The organism is Kineococcus mangrovi (assembly GCF_041320705.1).
GTDB lineage: Bacteria > Actinomycetota > Actinomycetes > Actinomycetales > Kineococcaceae > Kineococcus > Kineococcus mangrovi.
This window is the reverse complement of record NZ_JBGGTQ010000001.1, coordinates 292,244-316,774: the sequence shown is the minus strand read 5'-3', so window position 1 is coordinate 316,774 and position 24,531 is coordinate 292,244. Positions and strand designations below refer to the sequence as shown.

General features: G+C 73.7%; 23 protein-coding genes. 15 read left to right on the top strand and 8 right to left on the bottom strand.

The annotated features are described in order from the left end of the window. A complete protein-coding gene (locus AB2L28_RS01495; RefSeq protein ID WP_370716947.1) occupies positions 1-708 on the top strand; it encodes an aggregation-promoting factor C-terminal-like domain-containing protein in 708 nt (235 codons plus the stop codon). Between the two features lie 42 nt (positions 709-750). On the opposite strand, the gene AB2L28_RS01490 is transcribed toward AB2L28_RS01495, so the two are convergent. Then, complete coding sequence (locus AB2L28_RS01490; protein WP_370716946.1) at positions 751-1,620, bottom strand: DUF2470 domain-containing protein; 870 nt, start codon at positions 1,618-1,620, stop codon at positions 751-753. A gap of 195 nt (positions 1,621-1,815) precedes the next feature. On the opposite strand from AB2L28_RS01490, the gene rpsD reads away from it, so the two are divergent. After that, positions 1,816-2,424 (top strand): 30S ribosomal protein S4, encoded by a 609-nt coding sequence (rpsD, locus tag AB2L28_RS01485; protein ID WP_370440873.1) that lies wholly within the window; start codon positions 1,816-1,818, stop codon positions 2,422-2,424. A gap of 193 nt (positions 2,425-2,617) precedes the next feature. Here rpsD and AB2L28_RS01480 read toward each other — a convergent pair whose 3' ends face one another. Continuing rightward, entirely contained in the window at positions 2,618-4,045 is a 1,428-nt protein-coding gene (locus AB2L28_RS01480; RefSeq protein ID WP_370716945.1) for a class II fumarate hydratase, read from the bottom strand. Positions 4,046-4,205: 160 nt separating this feature from the next. Between AB2L28_RS01480 and AB2L28_RS01475 the strand changes: the two genes are divergently transcribed. The 5 genes from AB2L28_RS01475 to AB2L28_RS01455 all read left to right on the top strand — a co-directional run bounded on the left by AB2L28_RS01475 (position 4,206) and on the right by AB2L28_RS01455 (position 10,196). Beyond that, positions 4,206-5,507 (top strand): extracellular solute-binding protein, encoded by a 1,302-nt coding sequence (locus tag AB2L28_RS01475; protein WP_370716944.1) that lies wholly within the window; start codon positions 4,206-4,208, stop codon positions 5,505-5,507. Between the two features lie 8 nt (positions 5,508-5,515). Further along, on the top strand, positions 5,516-6,460 hold the full coding sequence (locus AB2L28_RS01470; protein WP_370717258.1) for a carbohydrate ABC transporter permease: 945 nt from the start codon (positions 5,516-5,518) through the stop codon (positions 6,458-6,460). A gap of 8 nt (positions 6,461-6,468) precedes the next feature. Next, positions 6,469-7,302, top strand: coding sequence for a carbohydrate ABC transporter permease (locus AB2L28_RS01465; protein ID WP_370717257.1), 834 nt, complete (start codon positions 6,469-6,471; stop codon positions 7,300-7,302). 21 nt (positions 7,303-7,323) lie between these two features. Then, positions 7,324-8,586, top strand: a complete 1,263-nt coding sequence (locus AB2L28_RS01460; protein ID WP_370716943.1) for an ABC transporter ATP-binding protein — start codon at positions 7,324-7,326, stop codon at positions 8,584-8,586. 254 nt (positions 8,587-8,840) lie between these two features. Beyond that, positions 8,841-10,196: a GNAT family N-acetyltransferase gene (locus AB2L28_RS01455; RefSeq protein WP_370716942.1), complete on the top strand. Its 1,356-nt coding sequence runs from the start codon at positions 8,841-8,843 to the stop codon at positions 10,194-10,196. A gap of 96 nt (positions 10,197-10,292) precedes the next feature. On the opposite strand, the gene AB2L28_RS01450 is transcribed toward AB2L28_RS01455, so the two are convergent. Then, positions 10,293-11,237 (bottom strand): carbohydrate kinase family protein, encoded by a 945-nt coding sequence (locus tag AB2L28_RS01450; protein WP_370716941.1) that lies wholly within the window; start codon positions 11,235-11,237, stop codon positions 10,293-10,295. Further along, positions 11,237-12,295, bottom strand: a complete 1,059-nt coding sequence (gene glpX / locus AB2L28_RS01445) for a class II fructose-bisphosphatase (protein ID WP_370716940.1) — start codon at positions 12,293-12,295, stop codon at positions 11,237-11,239. The genes AB2L28_RS01450 and glpX overlap by 1 nt, the downstream gene beginning before the upstream one ends. Before the next feature lie 120 nt (positions 12,296-12,415). On the opposite strand from glpX, the gene AB2L28_RS01440 reads away from it, so the two are divergent. From AB2L28_RS01440 to AB2L28_RS01410, 7 genes are all read left to right on the top strand, one after another. Beyond that, positions 12,416-13,039: a DUF4245 domain-containing protein gene (locus tag AB2L28_RS01440; protein WP_370716939.1), complete on the top strand. Its 624-nt coding sequence runs from the start codon at positions 12,416-12,418 to the stop codon at positions 13,037-13,039. Positions 13,040-13,182: 143 nt separating this feature from the next. Continuing rightward, positions 13,183-14,226, top strand: a complete 1,044-nt coding sequence (locus AB2L28_RS01435; RefSeq protein WP_370716938.1) for a PhoH family protein — start codon at positions 13,183-13,185, stop codon at positions 14,224-14,226. Positions 14,227-14,230: 4 nt separating this feature from the next. Next, positions 14,231-14,752, top strand: a complete 522-nt coding sequence (ybeY, locus tag AB2L28_RS01430) for an rRNA maturation RNase YbeY (protein WP_370716937.1) — start codon at positions 14,231-14,233, stop codon at positions 14,750-14,752. A 2-nt stretch (positions 14,753-14,754) separates the two neighbouring features. Then, on the top strand, positions 14,755-16,071 hold the full coding sequence (locus tag AB2L28_RS01425; protein ID WP_370716936.1) for a hemolysin family protein: 1,317 nt from the start codon (positions 14,755-14,757) through the stop codon (positions 16,069-16,071). Next, positions 16,064-16,996 carry a GTPase Era gene (era, locus tag AB2L28_RS01420; RefSeq protein WP_370716935.1) on the top strand — a complete coding sequence of 311 codons (933 nt, stop codon included), beginning with the start codon at positions 16,064-16,066 and terminating at the stop codon, positions 16,994-16,996. The genes AB2L28_RS01425 and era overlap by 8 nt, the downstream gene beginning before the upstream one ends. Before the next feature lie 30 nt (positions 16,997-17,026). Beyond that, positions 17,027-19,069 carry an alkaline phosphatase family protein gene (locus AB2L28_RS01415; RefSeq protein WP_370716934.1) on the top strand — a complete coding sequence of 681 codons (2,043 nt, stop codon included), beginning with the start codon at positions 17,027-17,029 and terminating at the stop codon, positions 19,067-19,069. Between the two features lie 19 nt (positions 19,070-19,088). After that, on the top strand, positions 19,089-19,922 hold the full coding sequence (locus AB2L28_RS01410; RefSeq protein ID WP_370716933.1) for an MBL fold metallo-hydrolase: 834 nt from the start codon (positions 19,089-19,091) through the stop codon (positions 19,920-19,922). Between the two features lie 15 nt (positions 19,923-19,937). On the opposite strand, the gene AB2L28_RS01405 is transcribed toward AB2L28_RS01410, so the two are convergent. The 3 genes from AB2L28_RS01405 to AB2L28_RS01395 form a co-directional block, all read right to left on the bottom strand. Then, positions 19,938-20,918, bottom strand: coding sequence for an aldo/keto reductase (locus AB2L28_RS01405; RefSeq protein WP_370716932.1), 981 nt, complete (start codon positions 20,916-20,918; stop codon positions 19,938-19,940). Positions 20,919-20,983: 65 nt separating this feature from the next. Beyond that, complete coding sequence (locus AB2L28_RS01400; protein WP_370716931.1) at positions 20,984-21,916, bottom strand: aldo/keto reductase; 933 nt, start codon at positions 21,914-21,916, stop codon at positions 20,984-20,986. Further along, positions 21,913-22,809: an aldo/keto reductase gene (locus tag AB2L28_RS01395; RefSeq protein ID WP_370716930.1), complete on the bottom strand. Its 897-nt coding sequence runs from the start codon at positions 22,807-22,809 to the stop codon at positions 21,913-21,915. Before AB2L28_RS01395 ends, AB2L28_RS01400 begins: the two co-directional genes overlap by 4 nt. 74 nt (positions 22,810-22,883) lie before the next feature. On the opposite strand from AB2L28_RS01395, the gene AB2L28_RS01390 reads away from it, so the two are divergent. Continuing rightward, positions 22,884-23,813 (top strand): LysR family transcriptional regulator, encoded by a 930-nt coding sequence (locus AB2L28_RS01390; protein WP_370716929.1) that lies wholly within the window; start codon positions 22,884-22,886, stop codon positions 23,811-23,813. Here the strand turns inward: AB2L28_RS01390 and AB2L28_RS01385 are convergent. After that, positions 23,756-24,529, bottom strand: a complete 774-nt coding sequence (locus AB2L28_RS01385; RefSeq protein ID WP_370716928.1) for a trans-aconitate 2-methyltransferase — start codon at positions 24,527-24,529, stop codon at positions 23,756-23,758. The genes AB2L28_RS01390 and AB2L28_RS01385 overlap by 58 nt on opposite strands. Between the last annotated feature and the right edge of the window lie 2 nt (positions 24,530-24,531).

The window sequence follows — 24,531 nt, the reverse complement described above, 5'->3', positions numbered from 1 at the left end:
TTGCCGCCCCACCGCACCAGCGCGCTCACGGACGAGCTGACCAGCACCCCTGAGACCTCTCGGCAGCGCACCCGCCCCCGGCGGACCCGCGGCCGGATCGCCGCCCGGCTGGCCGCACCGGCCGCCGTCGCCGTCTCGGCCTCCGTCCTGGCCGGCGCCGCCCTGACCTCCGGCCCGGCCCCCGAGGCCGAGGCCGCCGCGCCCGACCGGCTCCTGCAGGCCGCCCGGGCCGACCGGCAGGTCACCACCTCCGCCGCCTGGTTCGACCAGGTCGGCCTGCGTGCCGCCGCCGACGAGCGCGTGGCCGCCGAGAAGGCCGCCGCGGAGGCGGCCGCCGCCGCCGAGGCCGCCCGGCTGGCCGAGGAGGCCCGGCAGCAGGCCGCGGCCGAGGCCACCCGCAACGCCCAGCGCGACCCGAGGGGCATCGCCCGGGTCATGGTCGCCGACCGCGGCTGGAACGACGCGCAGTTCTCCTGCCTGGACTCGCTGTGGACCAAGGAGAGCGGCTGGGACTACTCGGCCGACAACCCCACCTCCAGCGCCTACGGCATCCCGCAGGCCCTGCCCGGCAGCAAGATGAGCTCGGCCGGGCCGGACTGGGAGACGAACCCCGTCACCCAGATCACCTGGGGGCTGAACTACGTCGAGAGCCGCTACGGCAGTCCCTGCAGCGCCTGGTCGCACTCGAGGGCGAACAACTGGTACTGAGCCCGCCCCGCTGACCCACCAGGGCGCGTGACCCCGCCGGGGTCACGCGCCCTCGTGCGTGTGCTCCCCGAGACCCGTTGCGCGGCAAGGGCACCCGAAGATCCCGCAGAGCGCCCGGACGACGTCGTGGGGGGTGTGCACCGGCTCGGTGAAGGAGGCGCGCAGGGTCTTCGTGCCCGACCCCGCGGTCACGAGCACGTCGAGCCCGTACCGGTCGACGCCGACCACGGCGACCTCGCGCGTCTGCTGCGCCTCGTGCGGGGGCAGCGTGTCGAGGACCCACCCGACCAGCGCGTCGCGGTGCGCGGTCTCCAGCCGGGTGACCAGGGCGTCCTCGTCGTCGTAGAGGGGGTCGGGGGCGGCGGTGGTGAACTCCTCGTCGGGGACGAGGTGCACGCCCTCGGCCGTCGTGACGCGCACGTCGGCGACCTCCAGGCGCCACACCGAGCGGCTGGTGCCCACGTCGAGCAGCGCCCCCAGCGGTCGGACGGCCGCCGCGGTCTGGGCGACCCGGCGCTGGTCCGCGGGCAGGATCGACTCGACCCAGCCGGTGACGCTGAGCCGGGCGCGCGGCAGGGCCGCCTGCCCCGGGGGCACGTCGAGGACGTCGAGGACCACGGGGACGCCGTTCCAGCGGGCGTCGGCCGTCAGCGCCTCCAGGTGCCCGTGCAGGGCCGAGTCGTCGTCGACGAGCAGGAGCAGACCGCCCCACGCGTCGGTGAGGTGCTGGACGGGGTGGGGCTGCGTGCGCGGTCGGGCCTCGCGGGACGGGCCGAGGGGGTCGCGGGGGTGACCGCAGGGCCGGACGAGGCGCGGCAGGTGCAGCGTCCCGGCGACGGTGCCGACGGCGAGCGTCCGGCCCCACTGCGCGGGCGTGGGCCGCCGGGGTGCCGGGGGCGTGGTCGGAGGCACGGCCTCGGAGGCCGTAGTCTTGGGCTCGGTGCGCTCCGCAGCCCCCGAACGTCGGGGGTCGGGTGCCGTGGCCCGGTCGATCCCCTGGATCCGGTGGTTCACAGTGCCTCCTCGGAGCGCGATCGTCCTAGCTGGTGCGGGGAGCTTCGAGCTCCTCGACTTTGGCTAGGCTCACCTTACGATCAGGAGAGTGGAATGAACAACGCCCGACCCAAGGTGCGCATCAGCCGCGCGCTCGGGGTGGCCCTCACGCCGAAGGCCGCCCGCTTCATGGACCGTCGCCCGTACCCCCCGGGCATGCACGGCCGCAAGCAGAAGAAGGCGTCGGACTACGCGACGCAGCTGCGGGAGAAGCAGCGCCTGCGCTACCAGTACGACGTCAGCGAGACCCAGCTGCGTCGTGCCTACGACCTCGCCAAGCGCAAGCCGGGCAAGACGGGTCAGAACCTGGTGCAGCTGCTCGAGACGCGCCTGGACGCCGTCGTGTGGCGCGCGGGCTTCGCCCGGACCATCTACCAGGCCCGCCAGATGGTCGTGCACCGCCACATCGTCGTCGACGGCCGTCGCGTCGACCGCCCCTCCTTCCGCGTCGTCCCGGGCCAGACCGTCGAGGTCGCCCCGCGGTCGAAGTCGAAGACGCCGTTCATCGTGGCGGCCGAGGGCGGCTGGAGCGACAACGAGATCCCGGGCTGGCTGTCCGTGGAGCGCCAGGACCTCACCGCCACGGTGAACGCCCTGCCGGTCCGCGAGCAGATCCCCGTGACCTGCGACGAGCAGCTCGTCGTCGAGTACTACTCGCGCTGAGCCCGCCGCACGGCGCAGCACCACCGGCTCCACCCGGAGCGCACCACAGGGCGCCGGTCCCCGCGAGGGGGCCGGCGCCCTGCGGCGTTCCCGGCGCTCCCCGGAGGCGGGCGGACCCGCGCTGCGCGAGGAGGGCCGACGGAGACGGGCGAGCACCCGGCGCAGCCTCGACGGCGAACCGCCCGCGCGCGTGTCAGGGGTGGGTCATGGACATCACGTCCAGGGCGGTGTCGAGCTGCTCCTCGCTCACCTCGCCGCGCTCGACGAACCCGAGGTCGACGACGGCCTCGCGCACGGTCGACCCCGTGGCGACGGCGTGCTTGGCCACCTTGGCCGCGGCCTCGTAGCCGATGACGCGGTTGAGCGGGGTGACGATGGACGGGGAGGACTCCGCGAAGCGGCGGCAGGCCTCGACGTCGGCCTCGAGGCCGTCGATCGTGCGGTCGGCCAGGAGCGTGGAGGCGTTGCCCAGCAGCCGGGCCGACTCCAGGACGTTGCGGGCCATGACCGGGATCTGCACGTTCAGCTCGAAGGACCCGCTGGCCCCGGCCCACGCGACGGTCGCGTCGTTGCCGACGACCTGCGCGCACACCATGAGCGTCGCCTCCGGGACGACGGGGTTGACCTTGCCCGGCATGATCGAGGACCCCGGCTGCAGGTCCGGCAGCCGCAGCTCGCCCAGCCCGGTGCGCGGGCCGGACCCCATCCAGCGCAGGTCGTTGCAGACCTTCGTCAGGCTCACGGCCACGACCTTGAGGGCGCCGGAGAGCTCGACGAGGGCGTCGCGGGCGCCCTGGGCCTCGAAGTGGTCGGCCGCCTCCGTCAGCGGCAGCCCCGTGTCGGCGGCCAGCAGCTCGATGACGCGCTGGGGGAACCCGGGCGGGGTGTTGATGCCGGTGCCGACGGCCGTCCCGCCCAGCGGCACCTCGGCCACGCGCACGACGGTCGCCTCGACCCGCTCGATGCCGCGGGTCAGCTGGGCGGCGTACCCGGCGAACTCCTGGCCGAGGGTCACGGGGGTCGCGTCCATGAGGTGGGTGCGACCGGACTTCACGACGTCGGCCCACTCGCTCGCTTTGCGCTGCAGGGAGTCCCGCAGGTGGGTCAGCGCCGGGACGAGGTCGTTGACGACGGCCGACGTCGCGGCCACGTGCACCGAGGTCGGGAAGACGTCGTTGGAGGACTGCGAGGCGTTGACGTGGTCGTTGGGGTGGACCGGGGAGCCGAGGCGCTCCGTGGCCAGCGTCGCGACGACCTCGTTGGCGTTCATGTTCGAGCTGGTGCCCGAGCCCGTCTGGAAGATGTCGACGGGGAACTCCCCGTCCCAGCGGCCGGTGGCGACCTCCTCGGCGGCGTCGGCGACGGCCTGGGCCAGGTCGTGGTCCAGGACGCCGAGCTCGGCGTTCGCCAGGGCGGCCGCCTTCTTGATGCGGGCCAGGGCCTCGATGTGCGCGCGCTCCAGCGGCGTGCCCGAGATCGGGAAGTTCTCCACGGCCCGCTGCGTCTGCGCGCGGTACTTCGCGGCGGCCGGGACCCTGACCTCCCCCATCGTGTCGTGCTCGATGCGGAACTGCGCCTGCTCGGGCGCACCGGTCTGGGGGGAGGGGGCTTCACTGGCCATGGCTCCATCCTGCCAACAACCCCGCGGGACGGGTCACCCGGTGGCGCGGATCACGGTCGGTTCACGATCGCCCGGCGGGGGCCCGCCTCGGAGTGCGCTGTGAGGACCACAGGTGTAGCCATGGTCATCAGCTAGAGACGACGGAGTCGAAGGAGGGGCTGTGGCTGGCCGATGGCGGACCCGGCTGGGGATCCTGAGCGCCGCGACGGTGCTCGCCGGTGGTCTCACGGCGTGCGGGGGATCGAGCACCGCGTCGGGGACCCCGACGCTGAACTGGTACATCAACCCGGACAACGGCGGTCAGCAGAGGATCGCCGCCGACTGCACCGCCGCCTCGAACGGTGCCTACGCGATCGACGTCTCCATCCTGCCCAGCGACGCGGCGCAGCAGCGCGAGCAGCTCATGCGGCGCCTGGCGGGCAACGACACCTCGATCGACCTCATGAGCCTGGACCCGGTCTTCGTGCCGGAGACCTCCGAGGCGGGGTTCCTCGCGCAGATCCCGGCGGACCTGCAGCAGCAGTGGTCCGACGGGGTCGTGGACGGGGCCGTCCAGGGGGCCACCTGGAAGGACCAGCTGGTGGCCGCCCCGTTCTGGGCCAACACCCAGCTGCTGTGGTTCCGCGAGTCCGTGGCGCAGGCCGCCGGGCTGGACACCTCCCAGCCGGTGACCTGGGACCAGCTCGTCGCGGCGGCGCAGGCGCAGGGCACCGCGATCGGCGTGCAGGGCCAGCGCGCGGAGTCCATGACGGTGTGGGTCAACGCCATGATCACCTCGGCCGGCGGGACGATCATCGAGAACCCCGACGCCAAGGGCGAGGACCTGCGGCTGGGCATCGACTCCGAGGCCGGCCGGGCCGCCGCGAAGGTCATGCAGGACATCACCGCGGCCGGTGTCGGCGGCCCGGGCATCGACAACCGCGACGAGGCCGCCACGGCCAACCTGTTCCAGCAGGGCGGTGCGGCGTTCATGGTGAACTGGCCGTTCGTCTACGCCCAGGGCAAGGCGGCGGCCGAGGAGGGCACGATGGACCAGGCGGTCTTCGACGACTACGGCTGGACGACCTACCCGGCGATGAGCCAGGGGCAGGAGGCCAAACCGCCGCTCGGCGGGATCGACGTCGGCGTCAGCGCCTTCAGCGAGCACCAGGACGCCGCCTTCCAGGCGGTCTCCTGCATCGTCTCGGAGCAGAACCAGGCGGCCTACATGGTCTCCGACGGGAACCCGGCGGCGTTGGAGTCGGTCTACGACGACCCGACGGTGCAGGAGGCCTACCCCATGTACGACACGATCCGGGAGTCCCTGAAGGCCGCGGCCCCGCGTCCGCAGACGGCCTACTACAACGAGGTCAGCCAGGGCATCGCCGACCGGTGGCAGCCGGTCTCGTCGGTGACGCAGCAGACACCGGTCACCTCCCAGGAGTACATCCTGGAGGTCCTGCGAGGGGAGAGGCTGCTGTGAGCTCGCAGATGCAGACCCGCTCGGCCGGGGACGTGTCCGTCTCCCGGTCGGCGGCGAGGAAGCCGCGGGGTTCGGACAAGGCCCGGTCCGAGGCCCGCCTGGGCTGGTACCTGGCCGGGCCGGCGTTCGTGATCCTCATCGCGGTCACGGGGTACCCGATCCTGCAGGCCCTGTACGAGTCCCTGTTCAGCTTCCGGCTGACCGCACCGGGCGACCGCGAGTTCGTGGGCCTGAAGAACTACGGCGTCATCCTGACCGACGGCCTGTGGTGGTCGGCCCTGGTCAACACCGCCCTCATCACCGTCGTCACCGTGGCCGTCGAGCTGGTCATCGGTTTCGCCCTGGCCATGGTCATGCACAAGGTGCTGGGGTGGCTGCGGCCCATCGTCCGCACCGCGATCCTCGTGCCCTACGCCATCATCACCGTCGTCTCGGCCTACGCGTGGCAGTACGCGTTCGCGCTGACGACGGGGTTCATGAACGACCTGCTCGGTCTGGGCGACTTCGACTGGTTCGCCAACAAGTGGTCGGCGTTGTTCGTCATCTGCCTCTCGGAGATCTGGAAGACGACCCCGTTCATCTCCCTGCTCCTGCTGGCCGGGCTGGCCCAGGTGCCGGCCGACATGACCGAGGCCGCCAAGGTGGACGGGGCCACGGCGTGGGAACGGCTGTGGCGGGTGACGCTGCCGAACATGAAGGCGTCGATCATGGTGGCGCTGCTGTTCCGCGCGCTGGACGCCTTCCGCATCTTCGACAACGTCTACATCATGACCAACGGCGCGGCGGGCACCGAGACCGTCTCGTCGCTGGCCTACAACCAGACGATCAGCCGGCTGGAGATCGGGCTGGGATCGGCCGTGTCGGTCCTGCTCTTCGTCTGCGTCCTGGTGATCTGCTTCGTCGCGATCAAGGTGTTCAAGGTCGACCTGGCCCGAGCGAGGGGTGAAGGCTGATGGGTGCGATGTCGGTCAAGGAGAGGATCGGCTGGTACGTGGGGGCCCTGCTCATCGTGCTGTACGCGGTGGTGCCGGTGGCCTACATCGTCTCGATGAGCTTCAAGTCCGAGGCGGCCCTGTCGGACCGGCAGTTCTTCCCGTCGCAGGTGACGTGGGCGAACTACGACGGCATCTTCCGCGGCAACGGCTCGGACCTGTTCCTGCCGGCCCTGCGGAACTCGATCATCACCTGCCTGGCGGCGACGCTCATCGCCGTCGTGCTCTCGATGTTCGCCGCCTACGCGATCGCCCGGCTGAACTTCCCGGGCAAGCGGCTCGTCCTCACCAGCGCCCTGGCCGTGGCGGTGTTCCCCGTCATCACGATGGTGACGCCGCTGTTCAACCTGTGGCGCCGGATCGGCCTGTACGACACCATCCCCGGGCTCATCATCCCGTACCTGGCCCTGACGCTGCCGATCTCGATCTGGACGATGTCGGCGTTCTTCCGCGGCATCCCGTGGGACATGGAGCAGGCCGCGCAGGTCGACGGCGCCACGAGCTGGCAGGCGTTCCGGAAGGTCATCGTGCCGCTGGCCGCCCCGGGCGTGTTCACCACGGCGATCATCGCGTTCTTCATCGCCTGGAACGACTTCGTCTTCGGCATCTCGCTGACCTCGACGTCGGCGGCGCAACCGGTGCCGGCGGCGCTGTCGAGCTTCACCGGGTCCAGCTACTTCGTCCAGCCGACGGGGGCCATCTCGGCCGCCGCCGTCATCGTCACCATCCCCGTCGTCGTCCTGGCGCTGGTGTTCCAGCGCCGCATCGTCGCGGGTCTCACCAACGGCGCGGTCAAGGGCTGACGCAGGAAGGGTTCACCGGACATGGCTCGCATCGAACTCAAGAACATCGTCAAGAAGTACGGCGACGGCTTCCCCGCCGTCAACGACGTCAGCCTCGACATCGCCGACGGCGAGTTCGTCATCCTCGTCGGCCCCTCGGGCTGCGGGAAGTCGACGCTGCTGCGGATGATCGTGGGGCTGGAGGACATCACCGAGGGGGACCTCCTCATCGACGGCGAGCGGGTCAACGACCTCGCCCCCCGCGACCGGGACCTGGCGATGGTGTTCCAGAACTACGCCCTCTACCCGCACCTGAGCGTGGGGGAGAACATCGCCTTCCCGCTGCGCCTGAACCACTCCAAGGTCCCCGAGAGCGAGGTCCGCGACCGGGTCCAGCGCGCCGCCGACATGCTCGAGCTCAACGAGCACCTCGACCGCAAACCCGCCAACCTCTCCGGTGGGCAGCGCCAGCGCGTCGCGATGGGGCGCGCGATCGTCCGCGACGCGAAGGCGTTCCTGTTCGACGAGCCGCTGTCGAACCTCGACGCCAAGCTGCGCGGGCAGATGCGCACCGAGATCGCTCGCATGCAGCGCTCGCTGGCCACGACGACGGTCTACGTCACCCACGACCAGACCGAGGCCATGACCCTCGGCGACCGCGTCGCCGTGCTGCGCAAGGGCGTCCTGCAGCAGGTCGCGAGCCCGCGCGAGCTGTACGAGCAGCCCGTCAACCTCTTCGTCGCCGGCTTCATCGGCGCACCGCCCATGAACTTCCTGCCCGCGCGCGTCAGCGGGACGACGATGCAGCTGCCGTTCTGCGAGGTGCCGCGCCCCGAGGAGGTCGACGGGTCCTACGAGGGCAAGCTGCTCATCGTCGGCGTGCGCCCCGAGCACTTCGACGACGCCGACGTCACCGATCCGCCCGAGGGGGCCGCGACCTTCCGCGCCGACGTCGACGTCACCGAGTGGCTGGGCAACGAGCTCTACGCCTACGTCCCCTTCGAGGCCGCCGAGGAGACCAAGCAGCAGCTCGCCGAGCTCGACCGGGAACTGGACGGGGAGAGCCTGCGCTCCCAGCTCGTCGTGACGCTGGACGCCATGAGCGGGGTGCGGGACGGCGACACCGCGACGCTGTGGTTCGACCCGAAGCGGATGCACGTGTTCGACCCGACGACGGGGGTCAACCTCACCCGCGACGAGGCGAAGGCGCAGAAGATCGGCGAGCAGTCCGAGGCGCTGCGTCAGCGGTCGCTGGAGCGGGCGCAGGCGTCCGAGGGGCGCCTGCCCGCCCACGCCGGTTCCTGAGGCCCCCGCCGCGTTCGACGGGCGCGGCTCGTCCGCCTCTCGACGCACCCGGCTCGACCTGCGGGCCGGGTGCGTCGGCAGCCTGCAACACCCTCGTAGCGGCGCTGCGTAGAGCGCTGGTGACCCTGCGTCGATGACGCGGCGACGAGTGGGGGAGGTTCCGCGGGACTGTCGCACGGCCCGGTTAACGTACCCGCACGGGTCCTCCACACGGTCGGCCCGGATCGGTCTCGGGCAGCGGGAGGTGGTGGACGGTGACGGACCTCGCCGTGCCCGCCGTCGGTGCCTCCGACGTCCCCCGAGGAGCCGTCACCGCCTCGTCCGACCCCGGCCTGGCGCTCGTCCTCGACCCCGCCCACGGCCTGTCCGTGACGGTCCGCCGCCACCTCGACAGCGCACCGGTGCCGGAGTGGCGCGTCCTGGTCCAGCAGTCGGGGCACTCGCCGTTCACCGGACCGGACTGGCTGCGAGCGGTGCACACGCACCTCGGGCGCGGTGAGCCGCTGCTCGTCAGCGTCCGGCGCGACGGCCGGCTGCTGGCCCTCGGCGCGTTCGCCCTCCTGGGGGGGCCTCGGCCGCTGCTGACGTTCCTGGGTGCCGGGGGCAGCGACTACGCGGCCGTGCTCACCGACCCCGACGCGCAGGTGCCCGCCGTCCGCCTCGTGGCGGCCGTCCTGGACGGGGCGCTGCGGGAGGCGCCCGGGGCCGTCCTCGACCTGGAGCAGGTGCCGGCCGGCGGGGGGCAGGCCGAACTGGTGCGGGCCTGGGCCCGCCTGCGCGGGTACGCCGTCCGGACGCTGCCGCAGTCCACCGTGCACACCGTCCCGCTCCCCGCGACCGTCGCCGAGCACGACGCGGCGCTGGGCCGGCACGCCCGGCACGAGGAGCGCCGGCAGTGGCGGCGGCTGGCCGAGCTCGGTGAGCTCGTCGTCGCCGACGACCTCCTCGAGACCGTCACCGCGCTGCGCGGGCACGACCCGGAGGCCGCGGCGGACCGGCTCGAGGAACTGGTGACCGAGCTCGCCGAGGTCGACGACGCGCACCCGAACGCCGACCGCCGGCGCCGGCCGTGGCGGGGGGCCTCCGGTCGCACGCTGACCGAGGTGCTGTGGACCTCCCCGCCCGGCACGGTCCAGCTGTCCGGTCTGCGCGTCGACGGCGAGCTCGTCGCCTACGCCTTCTGCCTGGCCGGGCCGGTCGCGCTGCACGGGTACGTCCAGAGCTACCGTGCCCGGTACGCGCCCACGGGCCCGGGCACGCTGCTGCTGCTGCGGCTGTGCCGGCGCGCGGTGCTCACGGGGTACCGCGAGCTGGACCTGCTGCGCGGGGACGAGGCCTACAAGCGGCGGTTCCGGCCGGTCCCGCACCGCACCGTCCGGCTCGTCCTCACCCCCCCGGGGCGGGAGGTGCTGCCCGCCCTGGCCGACCGCGTCGCCCTGCTGCGCCGCACCTACCGCGACGAGGTCCGCCGCTCCGAGCGGCTGGACCGGTCCTGGACGGTGCTGGCCGGTGCGCTGGAGCGGGCCCGCGACCAGGTGGGCCGGCAGGTGCAGCGTGGTCGCGCCGCGCTGCCGGCCCCACGCCTGCCGCGGGTCCGCCGTCGCCGGTGACGCCGGGCCGCAGGGTGCGGCGCGCCACACCACGGTCGTCCCCGTCCAGGGGGTGGCCGGACCGGTGACGGCGACCGGCACCCCCGCGCGGCGGGACTACCCGAACGCGGCGAGCTCGGCCCGGGTGGGCGGGTTCGCCCCGGCCCGCGAGCAGGTGATCGACGCCGAGGCGATCGCCGTGGCGACCAGCGCCTGCAACGTCCCGAGCCCGAGGTGCCGCAGCCGCGGCAGCGCGTCCCCGCCGAGCAGGTCGTGCTCGGCGAGGGCGTGCAGCAGCCCCGACATGAACGCGTCCCCCGCCCCGACCGTGTCGGCGACCTCCACGCGGGGGGCCGGCACGTGCAGCGTGCCCGCCCCCGAGACGGCGGTGGCGCCCGCGCTGCCGCGGGTCACGACGACGAGCGCGGGGCCGTGGCCCTGCCAGCGGTGGGCGACCTCCTCCGGGTCGTGGCCGGGCAGCAGCCAGGCCAGGTCCTCGTCGGAGGCCTTGACGACGTCCGCGGCCGCGACGAACTCCTCGACGCGGGCCAGCGCCGCGGCGGGGGACTCGAAGAACGCCGGCCGCACGTTCGGGTCGTAGCTCGTCGTCGCCCGTCCGCGCACCGAGCGCAGCAGGTCCAGGGCCGTCCTCGCGCCCGGGTCCACGGCCGCGCCGATGGACCCGGTGTGCAGCAGCGCCAGGTCCGGCGGCAACGGGGTGTCCGGCACCCGCCAGACGAGGTCGAAGTCGTAGGAGGCCCTGCCCTCGGCGTCCACCTCGGCGCGCGCGACCGACGTGCGGTCGGCGTCCACCGCCCCCGGCAGCAGCCGCACCCCGGCCGCGGCGAGGTGGTCGGTGAGGAGCCGGCCGTGCGCGTCGTCGCCGAGCCGGGTCAGCAGGGCGACGTCGTGCCCGAGGCGGCCCAGGCCGTGGGCGACGTTCATCGGCGACCCGCCGGGGTGCTCGGCGCCGGCGTCCTGCCCGGCGCGGTGCACGACGTCGACGAGCGCCTCCCCGACGACGACGGCCGTGCCGCGGGGGGCTGGGGGCTGCCCCGCCATCAGCGCGGACCGGTGAAGTCGACCGCGGAGTACGCCTGCAGCTTGGACAGCCGGTGCTCGCTCTCGACCTTGCGGATCGTGCCGGACTTGCTGCGCATGACGATGCTCGACGTGGAGATCGTGTCCCCGCGGTAGCGCACCCCGTCCACGAGCTCGCCGTCGGTGATGCCGGTGACGACGAAGTAGACGTTGTCGCTGGCCACGAGGGCGGAGGTGTCCAGGACGGCGTCGAGGTCGTGCCCGGCGTCGATCGCCTTCTGCTTCTCGTCGTCGTCGCGGGGCCACAACCGGCCCTGGATCGCGCCGCCGAGGCAGTGCATGGCGCAGGCCGTGATGATGCCCTCCGGCGTCCCGCCGACCCCGAGGAGCAGGTCGACGCCGGTGCCCTCGCGGGCGGCCATGACCGCCCCGGCCACGTCGCCGTCGGAGATGAACTTGATGCGGGCGCCGGCGTCGCGGACCTCCTGGGCCAGCTGGGCGTGCCGCGGCCGGTCCAGGATGCAGACGGTGACGTCCTCGACCCAGCGCTTCTTCGCCCGGGCCAGGCGGCGGACGTTCTCGCGCACGGGCAGGCGGATGTCGACGACGTCGGCGGCCTCGGGGCCCACGGCGAGCTTGTCCATGTAGAAGACGGCGCTCGGGTCGTACATCGTGCCGCGCTCGGCCACGGCCAGGACCGCCACGGCGTTCGGCATCCCGCGCGCGGTGAGGGTGGTCCCGTCGATGGGGTCGACGGCCACGTCGCACTCGGCGCCGCTGCCGTCGCCGACCTGCTCGCCGTTGAACAGCATGGGCGCGTCGTCCTTCTCGCCCTCGCCGATGACGACGGTGCCCTTCATGGAGACGGTGCCGATGAGGGTGCGCATGGCGTTGACGGCGGCGCCGTCGGCCTTGTTCTTCTCGCCCCGGCCGACCCAGCGTCCACCGGCCATGGCGGCGGCCTCGGTGACCCGGACCAGTTCCATGGCCAGGTTGCGGTCGGGGGCCTCGTCGGCGACGGCGAGGGCGGGCGGCAGCCCGGCGTGCTGGGGCGGGTTCTGGGGCACGTTCTGGGGCATGGGGCGGGACCTCCTGGGCGACGTGGTGCTGCGGGTCGGCGCTGCGGGATCCGGTGCCCCCGGGCGGGCGGCCGGCGACGCTCGTCGTCGGCTGCCGACTCTATCCGTCACCATGGGGGTGTGAGCACGACCGGTCGCCCCTCCGAGAGCCCGTCCGTCGCGTCGGGGGAGGACCCCCGCGGTGTCCCGCGGCAGCGGCGCTCCGGGGGCAACGTCCGGTCGATGGTCATCTCCCTGGCCGTGATCCTCGGCATGGTCTTCGTCCTCATCGCGATCATCCCGAGGCCCAACGCGATCGAGCAGCCCGCCGTCGACGTGGACAACGCCGCGCGGGGCGCGACCTCGCGGCTCGCCTTCGCCCCCGTCGTCCCGGACGGGCCCGAGGGGTGGACGCCCACGTCGGCCAACGTCAACCGCTCCACCGACGGCGTCGTGACGTGGCACATCGGCTACCGCACCGACGAGGGCGACCACCTGGCGCTGGAGACGGCGCGGGACACGACCCCGACCTGGCTGCGGGCCCAGACCCAGAGCGGTGACGCCCGGGGCGAGCAGACGATCGACGGCGAGGTCTGGCAGCGGTACCTGCAGCCGGACCGCGAGCGCTACAGCCTGGCGCGCACCGAGGACGGGCAGACCCTGCTCGTCACGGGGGAGGGCGGGTACGGCGTGCTGGCCGAGCTCGTCCGGGCCGCCGAGGCCGGGTGGGAGCAGGCCGGGACGCCCTGGGGGGCGCGCCCCTAGCGGCGGCGCCCCGGGTGGACCGCGCCGGTCCCGCCGGCGGTGGACGCGCGAGCCCTCGCGCCGACCCCTCGTTAGGATCGACCCGACAGCGCGGACCCACCGCACCCTCTCAGCACGGAGGCGAACGGCCCCCCGGGGCGATCATGGCCAGCACCGACACCACTCCCGAACCCCCGGCGCAGGCGCGGCACGTCATCGTGGTGCCGCCCGAGGTGCCGATGGTGGGCCTCCTGGGCGCTCGCGACGAGCTGCTGCGCGTCCTGGAGCGAGCCTTCACCCGCACCGACGTCCTCGTGCGCGGCAACGAGATCACCGTCACGGGCGCGGCCGGCGAGGTCGCCCTCCTCGAACGGCTCGTGGACCAGATGACCGCCGTCCTGCGCGGCGGTCAGGCCCTCTCGCCCGACGCCGTCGAACGGTCCGTCGCCATGCTGCGCGCGCAGGCCGCCGGCACGGCCGACGACCGCCCCGCCGACGTGCTGACGATGAACATCCTGTCCAGCCGCGGCCGGACGATCCGTCCCAAGACGGTGAACCAGAAGCACTACGTCGAGGCCATCGACGAGCACACCGTCGTCTTCGGCATCGGTCCGGCCGGGACGGGCAAGACGTACCTGGCCATGGCCAAGGCCGTCCAGGCGCTGCAGGCCAAGCAGGTCAACCGCATCGTCCTGACCCGTCCCGCGGTCGAGGCGGGCGAACGGCTCGGCTTCCTGCCCGGCACCCTCACCGACAAGATCGACCCGTACCTGCGGCCGCTGTACGACGCCCTGCACGACATGCTCGACCCCGACTCGATCCCGCGCCTCATGGCGGCGGGGACGATCGAGGTCGCGCCGCTGGCCTACATGCGCGGGCGCACGCTGAACGACGCCTTCATCATCCTCGACGAGGCCCAGAACACCTCGCCCGAGCAGATGAAGATGTTCCTGACCCGCCTCGGGTTCGGCTCCAAGATCGTCGTCACCGGTGACGTCACCCAGGTCGACCTGCCCTCGGGCACCGACTCGGGGCTGCGCGTCGTGCAGGACATCCTCGAGGGCATCGAGGACGTGCACTTCTCGCGGCTGACCTCCAGCGACGTGGTCCGCCACCGCCTCGTGGGTGAGATCGTCGACGCCTACGGGCGCTGGGAGGAGGCCCGCCCGCGGGTCTCCGCCACGGGCCACGGCCCCCGGAAGCGGTGAGCGCGTGAGCATCGAGGTCGTCGACGAGAGCTCCTTCGCGGCCGGCCGGGGGGTGGACACCGTCGAGGTGTCGCACCTGGCCCGGTACGTGCTGGAGGAGATGCGGGTCCACCCGCTCGCCGAGCTGTCCGTCCTCATGGTCGACGTCGAGGCGATGTCCCGGCTGCACGTGCAGTGGATGGACGAGGAGGGCGCGACCGACGTCATGTCCTTCCCGATGGACCAGCTGCGGCCGGGCCGGGAGGGCGGCACCAGCGAGCCGGGGCTGCTCGGCGACGTCGTCGTGTGCCCGGAGGTCGCCGCCTCCCAGGCCAGGGCGTCCGGTCACGCGACGGCCGACGAGGTCCTGCTCCTGGTGACCCACGGCATCCTGCACCTGCTCGGCTACGACCACGCCGAACCCGACGAGGAACGCGAGATGTTCACCCTGCAGCGCCGGCTCGTGCTGGGCTTCCTGGCCCGCATCGGTCGTCCGGGCGACCCGACCCCCACGGTCGGGCACCGCGCGCTGCCCTCTGGGGACTGAGCGTGGGCGCCCCCGCCGGGCCCCTGCTCGTGCTGGCCCTCGTCCTCGTGGTGGCCGCCGGGCTCATCGCCGCCGCCGAGTCCGCGATCGCGGGCACGTCGCGGCGCCGGGCCCGCGACCTCGTCGAGGACGGCCGGCGGGGCGCCCCGGCGCTGGCCCGCGTGCTCGAGACCGCCGCGCCGGTCATCGCCGTGTGCACCCTCCTGCGCGTCGTGCTCGAGACGCTCGCGGCCGTCTGCGTCACGGTGGTCGTCGCGAGCTGGGTCGACTCGTGGTTCCTCGTGGTGCTCCTGGCCGGCCTGGGCATGTCCGCGCTCGACTTCGTCCTCGTGGGCGTCGGCCCGCGCACCCTGGGCCGGTTGCACGCCGAGTTCGTGGGCCTGCTGGCCGCCCCGGTCCTGGCCCCGCTGACGACGGTCCTCGGGCCGGTGGCGCGGGGCCTGGTCGCCGTCGGCAACGCCGTCACCCCCGGCCGCGGGCTGCGGCACGGACCGTTCGGCTCCGAGGCCGAGCTGCGCGAGATCGTCGAGCTGGCGGGGGAGACGTCGGTCATCGAGGCCGGTGAGCACCGCATGATCCACTCGGTGTTCGAGCTGGGCGAGACGCTGGCCCGCGAGGTCATGGTGCCGCGCACCGACGTCGTCACCACGCGCCGCGGCACCGGGTTGCACGAGGCCGAGGCGCTGTTCCTGCGCTCGGGCTTCTCCCGCATGCCGGTCGTCGGGGACGACGCCGACGAGGTCCTCGGCGTCGTCTACCTCAAGGACATCGCCCGCCGCTTCCACGCCGACCCGACGGGCGCGCGCGCCGTGCGCGTCGAGGACGTGGCCCGGCCGGCGGTGTTCGTCCCGGACAGCCTGCCCGTCGACGACCTCATGCGGCAGATGCAGCGCGACAACGTCCACGTCGCCGTCGTCGTCGACGAGTACGGCGGGACGGCCGGCCTGGTGACGATCGAGGACATCATCGAGGAGATCGTCGGGGAGATCTCCGACGAGTACGACCGCGCCCGCCCCGAGGTGGAGACGTTGCCCGACGGGGGGTTCCGCGTCTCCTCGCGCCTGCACGTGGAGGACCTCGGGGAGCTGTTCGAGCGCGAGATCGCCGACGACGACGTCGACACCGTCGGCGGGCTGCTCGCCAAGACCCTCGGGGAGGTCCTCGTCCCCGGCGCCGTCGCCGAGGTCCACGGCCTGCGGCTGGAGGCCGACGGGCGCGAGGGCCGACGCAACCAGGTGCGGACGGTCCTCGTCCACCGCCTGCCCGAACTCGAGCCAGAACTGGTCGACGACCGCGCCGGAGGGCGAGAAGATGACTGAGCAGAACGCGTCCGCACCCCAGGCCCGGCCGCACCGGTCCGGTTTCGCCTGCCTCGTCGGGCGGCCCAACGCGGGCAAGTCGACGCTGACGAACGCGCTCGTGGGGCAGAAGGTCGCCATCACCAGCTCCCGGCCGCAGACGACCCGGCACACCGTGCGCGGCATCGTGCACCGCCGGGACGCCCAGCTCGTCCTCGTCGACACCCCCGGGCTGCACCGCCCGCGCACCCTGCTCGGCCAGCGGCTCAACGACCTCGTCCACGAGACCCTCGCCGAGGTCGACGTCGTCGCCCTGACGGTCCCCGCGGACGAGCGGATCGGCCCCGGGGACCGGTTCATCGCGGACGCCCTCGGCGCGGTGCCCCGTTCCACGAAGGTCGCCCTCGTCACCAAGACGGACAAGGCGTCCAGGCAGCAGGTCGCCGAGCAGCTGATGGCGGTCGCCGCCCTCGGCGAGGAGGTCCTCGGCGGGTTCGCCGACGTCGTGCCCGCCTCCGCCGTCACCGGCGAGCAGGTCGACGTCGTCGCCGACGTCCTGCTCTCGCACCTGCCGGAGGGCCCGCGGCTGTACCCCGACGGGGAGCTCACCGACGAACCCGAGACCGTCATGGTCGCCGAGCTCGTCCGCGAGGCGGCGCTGGAGGGCGTGCGCGACGAGCTGCCGCACTCCCTGGCCGTGGTGGTGGAGGAGATGGCCGAGGGGGACAACGGTGTCCTGACCGTCTTCGTCTGGCTCTACGTCGAGCGCGAGTCGCAGAAGGGCATCGTCATCGGCCGCGGCGGTGCCCGCCTCAAGGACGTCGGGACCCGCGCCCGCCGCCAGATCGAGGCCCTGCTCGGCACGCGCGTCCACCTCGACCTGCGCGTCAAGGTCGCCAAGGACTGGCAGCGCGACCCCAAGCAGCTGCAGCGGCTCGGGTTCTGACCGGTCGCACCCTCCACGACCCCGCCGTCCGTGCGTTCCTGGTTCGCCTTCACCGCCCGCGACACGCGGGACCTGCTGCTGTCGCTGCTGCCCACGGCGTTCGCGCTGTGGATCAGCGCGCACCTGGTGACCGGGGTGCAGGTGTCCTCACCGTTCTGGCTGCTCGCCTCGGCGGGCGTCCTGGCCGTCGGCGACCTCCTGGTGCGCCCGCTGCTCGGGCCGCTGGTGAGGTTGCTCGGCCCGTTGGTCACCGTCGTCCTCGGCGTCGCGGTCCAGCTGCTGCTCCTGCACACGGCGCTGACGGCCGTCCCCGGCCTGGAGCTGGACTCCCTGGGCGCGCTGTGGCAGGTCTACCTCTGGACCGGTCTGGTCGGCGTCGTCGTCCGCTGGCTCGTGGGGTCCAACGACAGCCGCTGGGTGGTCTCCGGCCTGCTGCGGCACCGGACCCGGCACGTGGGCGACGGGCGTCCCCCCGGGCTGCTCGTGGTGCAGGTCGACGGCCTGTCGATGCCGTTGCTGCAGTTCGGCCTGCACTCCGGCACCCTGACGACGATCGCGCGCTGGCTGCGGCAGGGCAGCCACCTCGCCGAGGGGTGGCGCGCGCAGCTGCCCTCCACGACCCCCGCCAGCCAGGCCGGTCTGCTGCACGGCAGCACCGAGGGGATCCCCGCGTTCCGCTGGTGGGACCCCGAGCTGCGCCGCGTGCTCGTCGCGAACCGTCCCGCGGACGCCGCGGTCATCGAGGGCCGGGTCCGCGACGCGGCGCGCGCGAGCGGCCGCACCGGCCTGCTCGCCGGGGACGGGGCGAGCATCGGCAACCTCTTCTCCGGTGAGGCCGCGCACGCGCACCTCGTCGTCTCCACCTCCCGCGCCGGGGGGTCCGGCCGGCCCTACCTGCGCTACGTCGCGCGCCCGTTCGTCCTGCTGCGCAGCCTCATCCTGACCCTGGGCGAGATCGTCAAGGAGCTGTACCAGGGGTGGCAGCAGCGGGTCCGCCGCGTCGAACCGCGCATCCCCCGGCGCGGGTGGTACGTCCTGCTGCGCGCCCTGACGAACGCGTTGCTGCGCGACCTCAACGTCTCCCTCGTGGCGCAGGCGCTCACCGACGGCCGACCCGTCGTGTTCGTCGACTTCCTCGACTACGACGAGGTCGCCCACCACGCCGGGGTCGCGCGCCCGGAGTCCCTGGACGCCCTGGCCGGGATCGACCGCGTCCTGCAGACCCTGGCCGACGTGGCCGACGTCGCCCCGCGGCAGTACCGCGTCGTCGTCGTCTCCGACCACGGCCAGGCGCAGGGACCGACGTTCGCCCAGGTCAGCGGCCGGCACCTGCAAGACCTCGTCACCGACCTCCTCGACGCGGCGGACCCCGCGCACGGGACCCACCCCGTCGTCACGACGGCGGCCGGTGAGGAGATGCGCGGGCGCGTGGACGTCCTCGTCCGGGAGTTCGCCACCCCGGGGCGCTCCGAACGCGCCAGCACCCGGCACGAGGCCGAACCCGCCGCCGTCCACGACGCCGTGGTCGTGGCAACGTCCGGCTGCACGGCCCTGCTGTCCGTGCCCGACGCCCCGCAGGGCCGGCTCGACCTCGGCGCGCTGCGCACGAGGTGGCCCGCGCTCGTGCCGGGGCTGCTGGCGACGCCGGGGGTCGGTTTCGTCGCCGGGCACGAGCGGGCCGGCGGTGCGCACGAGGTGGTCGTCCTCGGACCGGCGGGGCGGCGCGAGCTGGTCTCCGGGCGGGTCGAGGGGACGGACCCGCTGGCCGCGCTGGGGCCGCGGGCGGCCGTGGACCTGCTGCGGGTCATGCGCTTCGGCACCGCCCCGGCGTTGTTCGTGCACTCCGCGGTCGACCCCGTGACGGGGGAGGTGCACGCCTTCGAGGAGCAGGTCGGCTCGCACGGCGGCCTGGGCGGCTGGCAGACCGAGGCCGTCCTCGTGCACCCCGTGGAGTGGAAGGTCGACGAGGACCTGCGCGACCGCAGCGTGCCCGGCCAGGCCCCGCTCGTGGGGGCCGCGACCGTGCACGACCAGCTCGTGCGCTGGATGCAGCAGGTCGGGATCCGGGCGTGAGAGCGGGGAGGAGGCGCCGGTGGGTGTCGACGTGACGTGGTTGGGGCACTCGACGGTGACGGTCGACGTGCGGGGCCCGCAGGGGCGGTTGCGGGTGGTGACCGACCCGGTGCTGCGAGCGGGGCTGGGGCACCTGCGCCGGCGGCCGCGGACCCCGGCGGCGTCGGCGTGGGCGGGCTGCGACCTCGCGCTCGTCTCGCACCTGCACCACGACCACCTCGACCTGCCGTCGCTGCGCCGCCTGCGCCCCGCCGTCCTGGTCACCCCGCCGGGGTCCTCGGACTGGGTCCGGTGGCGCCTGGGCCGGCCCGGGACCCACGTCGTCGAGGTCGCGGTGGGGCAGACCCGCGAGCTGCCGGTGCGCGGGCGCGCGGTCGCGGTCACCGCGCTGCCGGCCCACCACGCCGGTCACCGCACGGGCAGCGGGCTGAGCCGGGCCCCCCTCGACGCGGTCGCCGTCCAGCACCTCGTGCGGGTCCCGGGCGCGTTCCCCGAGCGCGACCCCGGTGACTTGCTGCTGTGGGCGGTCGGCGACACCGGCGAGTTCGAGCGGTCCGACGAGGTGCTGGTGGCGGGCGGCCGGGCCCCGGACGTCGCCCTCGTGCCCGTCGGGGGCTGGGGCCACACCCTGGGCCCGCACCACCTGGACCCCCGGCAGGCCGCCGAGCTGGTCGCCCGGGTCCGGCCGGGGGTGTCGGTGCCGGTGCACTGGGGGACGCTGCACCCGGTCGCGCTGGGCCGGACGATGGGCGACCGGTTCGTCGAGCCCGGCCGCCGCTTCGTCGCCGAGGCGGCGAGCCGGGGGGTCGTCGGCGCGGTGCAGCTGCCGGTCGGGGGTTCGCTGACCCTGTGACCGGCGGTGCGGGCGTCAGAAGAACGTGGGCTGCCGCGACACGTAGTGCTCCTCCAGCGCCGCGACCTCCTCGTCGGTCAGCTCGACGTCGAGGGCCGCGACGGCGTCGCGCAGGTGGTGCACCTTCGTCGCCCCGACGATGGGGGCGTCGACGACGGGGTTGCGCAGCACCCAGGCCAGGGCGACCTGCGCCATCGACACGCCCCGCTCACCCGCGATCCGCTCGATGGCGTCGACGATGCCCTTGTCGCTGTCGAGGCGGACGGGGTTGCCCTTGGGGTCGGTCTCCGGCTCGTCCCCGGCGCGCGCCGTGCCCTGCTCGCTCCACGGCCGGGCCATCTTCCCGGCCTGCAACGGGCCCCAGGGGATCGAGCCGACGCCCTGGTCGGCCAGGAGCGGGAACATCTCCCGCTCCTCCTCGCGCTGGGCGAGGCTGTACTGGTTCTGCATCGACACGAAGCGGGTCCAGCCCCCCAGGTCGGCGGCGCTCTGCAGCTTCGCGAACTGCCAGGCCCACATGCTGGAGGCGCCGAGGTAGCGGACCTTGCCCGCCTTCACCACGTCGTGCAGGGCCTCCATCGTCTCCTCGACCGGCGTGGCGGGGTCGAAGCGGTGGATCTGGTAGAGGTCGATCCAGTCGGTGCCCAGGCGCTGCAGGGACGCGTCGACCTGCTCCAGGACCGCGCGCCGGGAGAGGCCGGACTGCCCGGGACCGGGGCCCATCTCCCCGAACAGCTTGGTCGCCAGGACGACGTCCTCGCGGCGGGTGTACTTCCTGATCGCCTCGCCGGTGACGCGTTCGGAACTGCCGCGGCCGTAGACGTTGGCGGTGTCCCAGAACGTGATGCCCAGCTCGACGGCCTCGCGGAAGATCGGCTCGGCCGCCTCGGCGTCCAGGGTCCAGGTCTGCTTCTCGTTGCCGTCGCCGAAGCTCATGCAGCCGAGGACGATCCGGCTCACGGTCAGACCGGTCGAACCCAGGTGGGTGTGGTGCACGGTGTCTCCTCGGGGTGGTCGGGGGCCCGCCGCCCCCGGGGGCGGCGGGCCGGGTGCTGAGGTGGTTACGGGACCGTGTAGCCCGCGGCGCGGTACAGCTCGTACCACTCCGCGCGGGTCAGGGGCAGCTCGGACCCCTGGGCCGCGGCCCGGACGCGCTCGGGGTTCGTGGTGCCGAGCACGACCTGGACGTTCGCCGGGTGCCGGGTGATCCACGCCGTCGCGATCGCGAGCTTGGGGACGTCGTACTGCGCCGCGAGGCGGTCCAGCACGACGTTCAGCTCGGGGTAGCGGTCGTCGTCGAGGAACACCCCGTCGAAGAACCCGGCCTGGAACGGCGACCACGCCTGCACGGTGATGTCGTTCAGGCGGCAGTAGTCCAGCGTCCCGTAGTCCCGGGAGATCGACTGGTCCAGGCCCTGCATGTTCGCCGCCACGCCCTGCGCGACGAGCGGGGCGTGCGTGATGGACAGCTGCAGCTGGTTGGCCACGAGCGGCTGGCGGACGTGCTTGCGCAGCAGCTCGATCTGGCCCGGGGTCTGGTTGGAGACCCCGAAGTGCCGGACCTTGCCCGCGGCGTGGAGCTCGTCGAACGCCTGGGCGACCTCCTCGGGTTCGACGAGGGCGTCGGGCCGGTGCAGGAGCAGCACGTCGAGGTAGTCCGTGCCCAACGCGCGCAGCGAGCCGGCCACCGAGGCGACGATGTGCTCGTGGGAGAAGTCGAAGTACGGGCCGTCGGGGACGATCCCGGCCTTGGACTGGATGATCGTCTGCTCGCGCTCGGAGGAGCTGAGCTGCACGGCCTGCGCGAAGCGTTCCTCGCAGCGGTGCATCGAGCCGCCGTAGACGTCGGCGTGGTCGAGCATCGTGATGCCCACCTCGCGGCCGGCGGCCACGAGGGAGCGGATGTCCTCGTCGGGCATCTCCGCGATGCGCATGAGGCCGAGGACGACGTTGGGCACCTGCAGGTCGGAGGTGCCGAGGGCGAAGGTCTTCACGCGGCGTCTCCGGTGGTCGCGGCGGACAGGCGGGCGATCTCGTCGGCGGACAGTTCCAGGTCCGCGGCGGCGAGGGAGTCGGTGGTGCTCGCGGGCCGCGAGGAACCCGGGATGGGCAGCACGACGTCGGCGAGGGAGAGTTCCCAGGCCAGCGTCACCTGCTGCGGGCTGACGCCGTGGGCCTGCGCGACCTCGGCGAACACCGCGTGCCGGCTGCCGAGCTCGGCCGCGTTGGAGATGCCGCCCAGCGGAGACCAGGGCAGGAACGAGATGCCGCGCGAGGCGCAGTGCTCGAGCTCGCCCAGGCTGCTGCGGAACGCGGGGGAGAACTGGTTCTGCACCGAGACGAGGCGGCCGCCGAGGACGCGGTCGGCCTCCTCGATCTGGTCGACGTCGGCGTTGGAGATGCCGGCGCGGACGATGACGCCCTCGTCGAGCAGCTCGGCCAGTGCGCCGACGGAGTCGGCGTACGGGACGTCCGGATCGGGGCGGTGGAACTGGTAGAGGCCGATGGCCTCCACGCCGAGGCGGCGTGCGGACGCCTTCGCGGCGTCCTTGAGGTAGGCGGGGTCGCCGTTCTTCGTCCAGGACCCGTCGCCGGGGCGCAGGTGCCCGCCCTTGGTGGCGACGACGACGTCGTCGGTCGAGGAGCCGTGCTCGCGCAGGGCGCGGGCGATGAGCTCCTCGTTGTGGCCGACCTCGTTCGCGTCGCGGTGGTAGGCGTCGGCCGTGTCGATGAGGGTGACGCCGGCGTCGAGGGCGGCGTGCACGGTGGCGATCGCGCGGTCGGTGTCGGGGCGGCCCTCGATGCTCAGCGGCATGGCGCCGAGGCCGATGGCGGAGACCTGTCGGGTGGTGGGGGCGCCGGGACGCCCGAGGCTGCGCTGCTTCACGCGGCGAGCCTAGGAACGCCCGTCCCACAAGTCCAACAACTGAGGCTCATCCGATCCATGAGTAGCATTTCTGCATGGACCTCCGGCAGATGCAGTACGTCGTGGCGCTGGCCGACGAGCGGCAGTTCACCCGCGCCGCCGCCCTCAGCGGTGTCTCGCAGTCGGGGCTGTCCGCGGCGATCCGCACCCTCGAGGACGAGCTGGGCACGGCGCTGTTCGAGCGCAGCCCGCGCTCGGTCCAGCCCACCGACGCGGGGCAGGCGCTGCTGCCCTTCGCGCGCAGCATGATCGCCCAGGCGACGGCGGCCCGCGACGCCGTCGTCCAGGCCACCCACCGGTTGTCCGGCACGTTGCGGGTGGGGTCCGAGCAGTGCCTCGGCGTCGTGGACGTCTCGACGCTGCTGGAGCGGTTCCACCGCCGGTTCCCGCAGGTCGAGGTCCACTTCGAGCAGGCCGGCTCGCACGACCTCGTCGGTCGCGTCCGCGACGGCGAGCTCGACCTCGCCTTCGTCGCCACCACCGAGCACCTCGGCGTGCTCGCGGCGACGGAACTGGGCCGTGAACCCCTCGTCCTGCTCGTGCCGCCGGACCACCCCCTCGCCGGCCGCGCCGCCGTCGACTGGTCGGACCTGCCGGCCTCGCCGTTCATCGACTTCGTCGCCTCCTGGGGGGTGCGGCCGCTGACCGACGCGGCGTGCGCCGCCCGCGGGGTGCACCGGCGCGTGCGGTTCTCCGTCGGGGACGTGCACGCCCTCCTCGACCTCGTGAACCGGGGGCTGGGGACCGCGATCGTCCCCCGGCACGTCGCCGCCAAACCCGAGGCGGCCCGGCTGAGCGTCCTCGCGATGCCGGCCGACGCCCCGCAGTGGGTGGTGTCCGTCGTGACGTCGGCGGGCAGCTCCCCGGCCCCGCACCTGCTGGAACTGCTGGAACTCGATCCCGCAGGTCAGCCGGGCAGCGTCGAGACCGCGAACGTCCGCCGGAACGGGAACGGCGTGCCGTAGTCCCGCGCCGGGTACGCCTGTCGCAGCAGCGCCGCGTACTCGCGCTCGAACTCCGCGGCGCTCGCCGGGTCGAGGGCTTGCAGCACCGGCCGCAACCCCGTGCCGCGCACCCACTCCAGCACCGGGTCCGCACCGGTCAGCACGTGCAGGTATTCCGTCTGCCACACGTCGGCCAGCAGTCCGGCGCCCGCGAGCAGGTCGAGGTACTCACCGGGGTCGGCGACCGACTCCGTCCCGCGCAGGACGCCCGCGAGGCGGTGCCGCCACGGCGGGGAGGCCGCCAGTTCCCGCATGAGGACGTGCGAGGGGGCGTCGAAGTTCGCGGGCACCCCGAACGCCATCCAGGCGCCGGGGGAGAGCTGGGAGGCCCACCGCCGCAGCAGGTCCCGGTGGGTCGGGATCCACTGCAGCACCGCGTTGGACACGACGACGTCGACCCCGGTGGCGTCGAACTCCTCGGCGTTCGCCACGGTGAAACCCACCCCGGCGTCGGCCGGGGCTGCCGCCACCATCTCCGCGGAGGAGTCGAGGCCGCGCACGCTCGCACCCGGCCAGCGCCGAGCCAGCTGCACCGTGAGGTTCCCCGGCCCGCAGCCGACGTCGACGACGGTGCGCGGGGCGGTCGCCCCGATCGCCGCCACGAGGTCGTGGAAGGGGCGAGACCGGGGGGAGGAGAACCGGGCGTACTGCGCCGGGTCCCAGGTGGGCGAGGTCACGC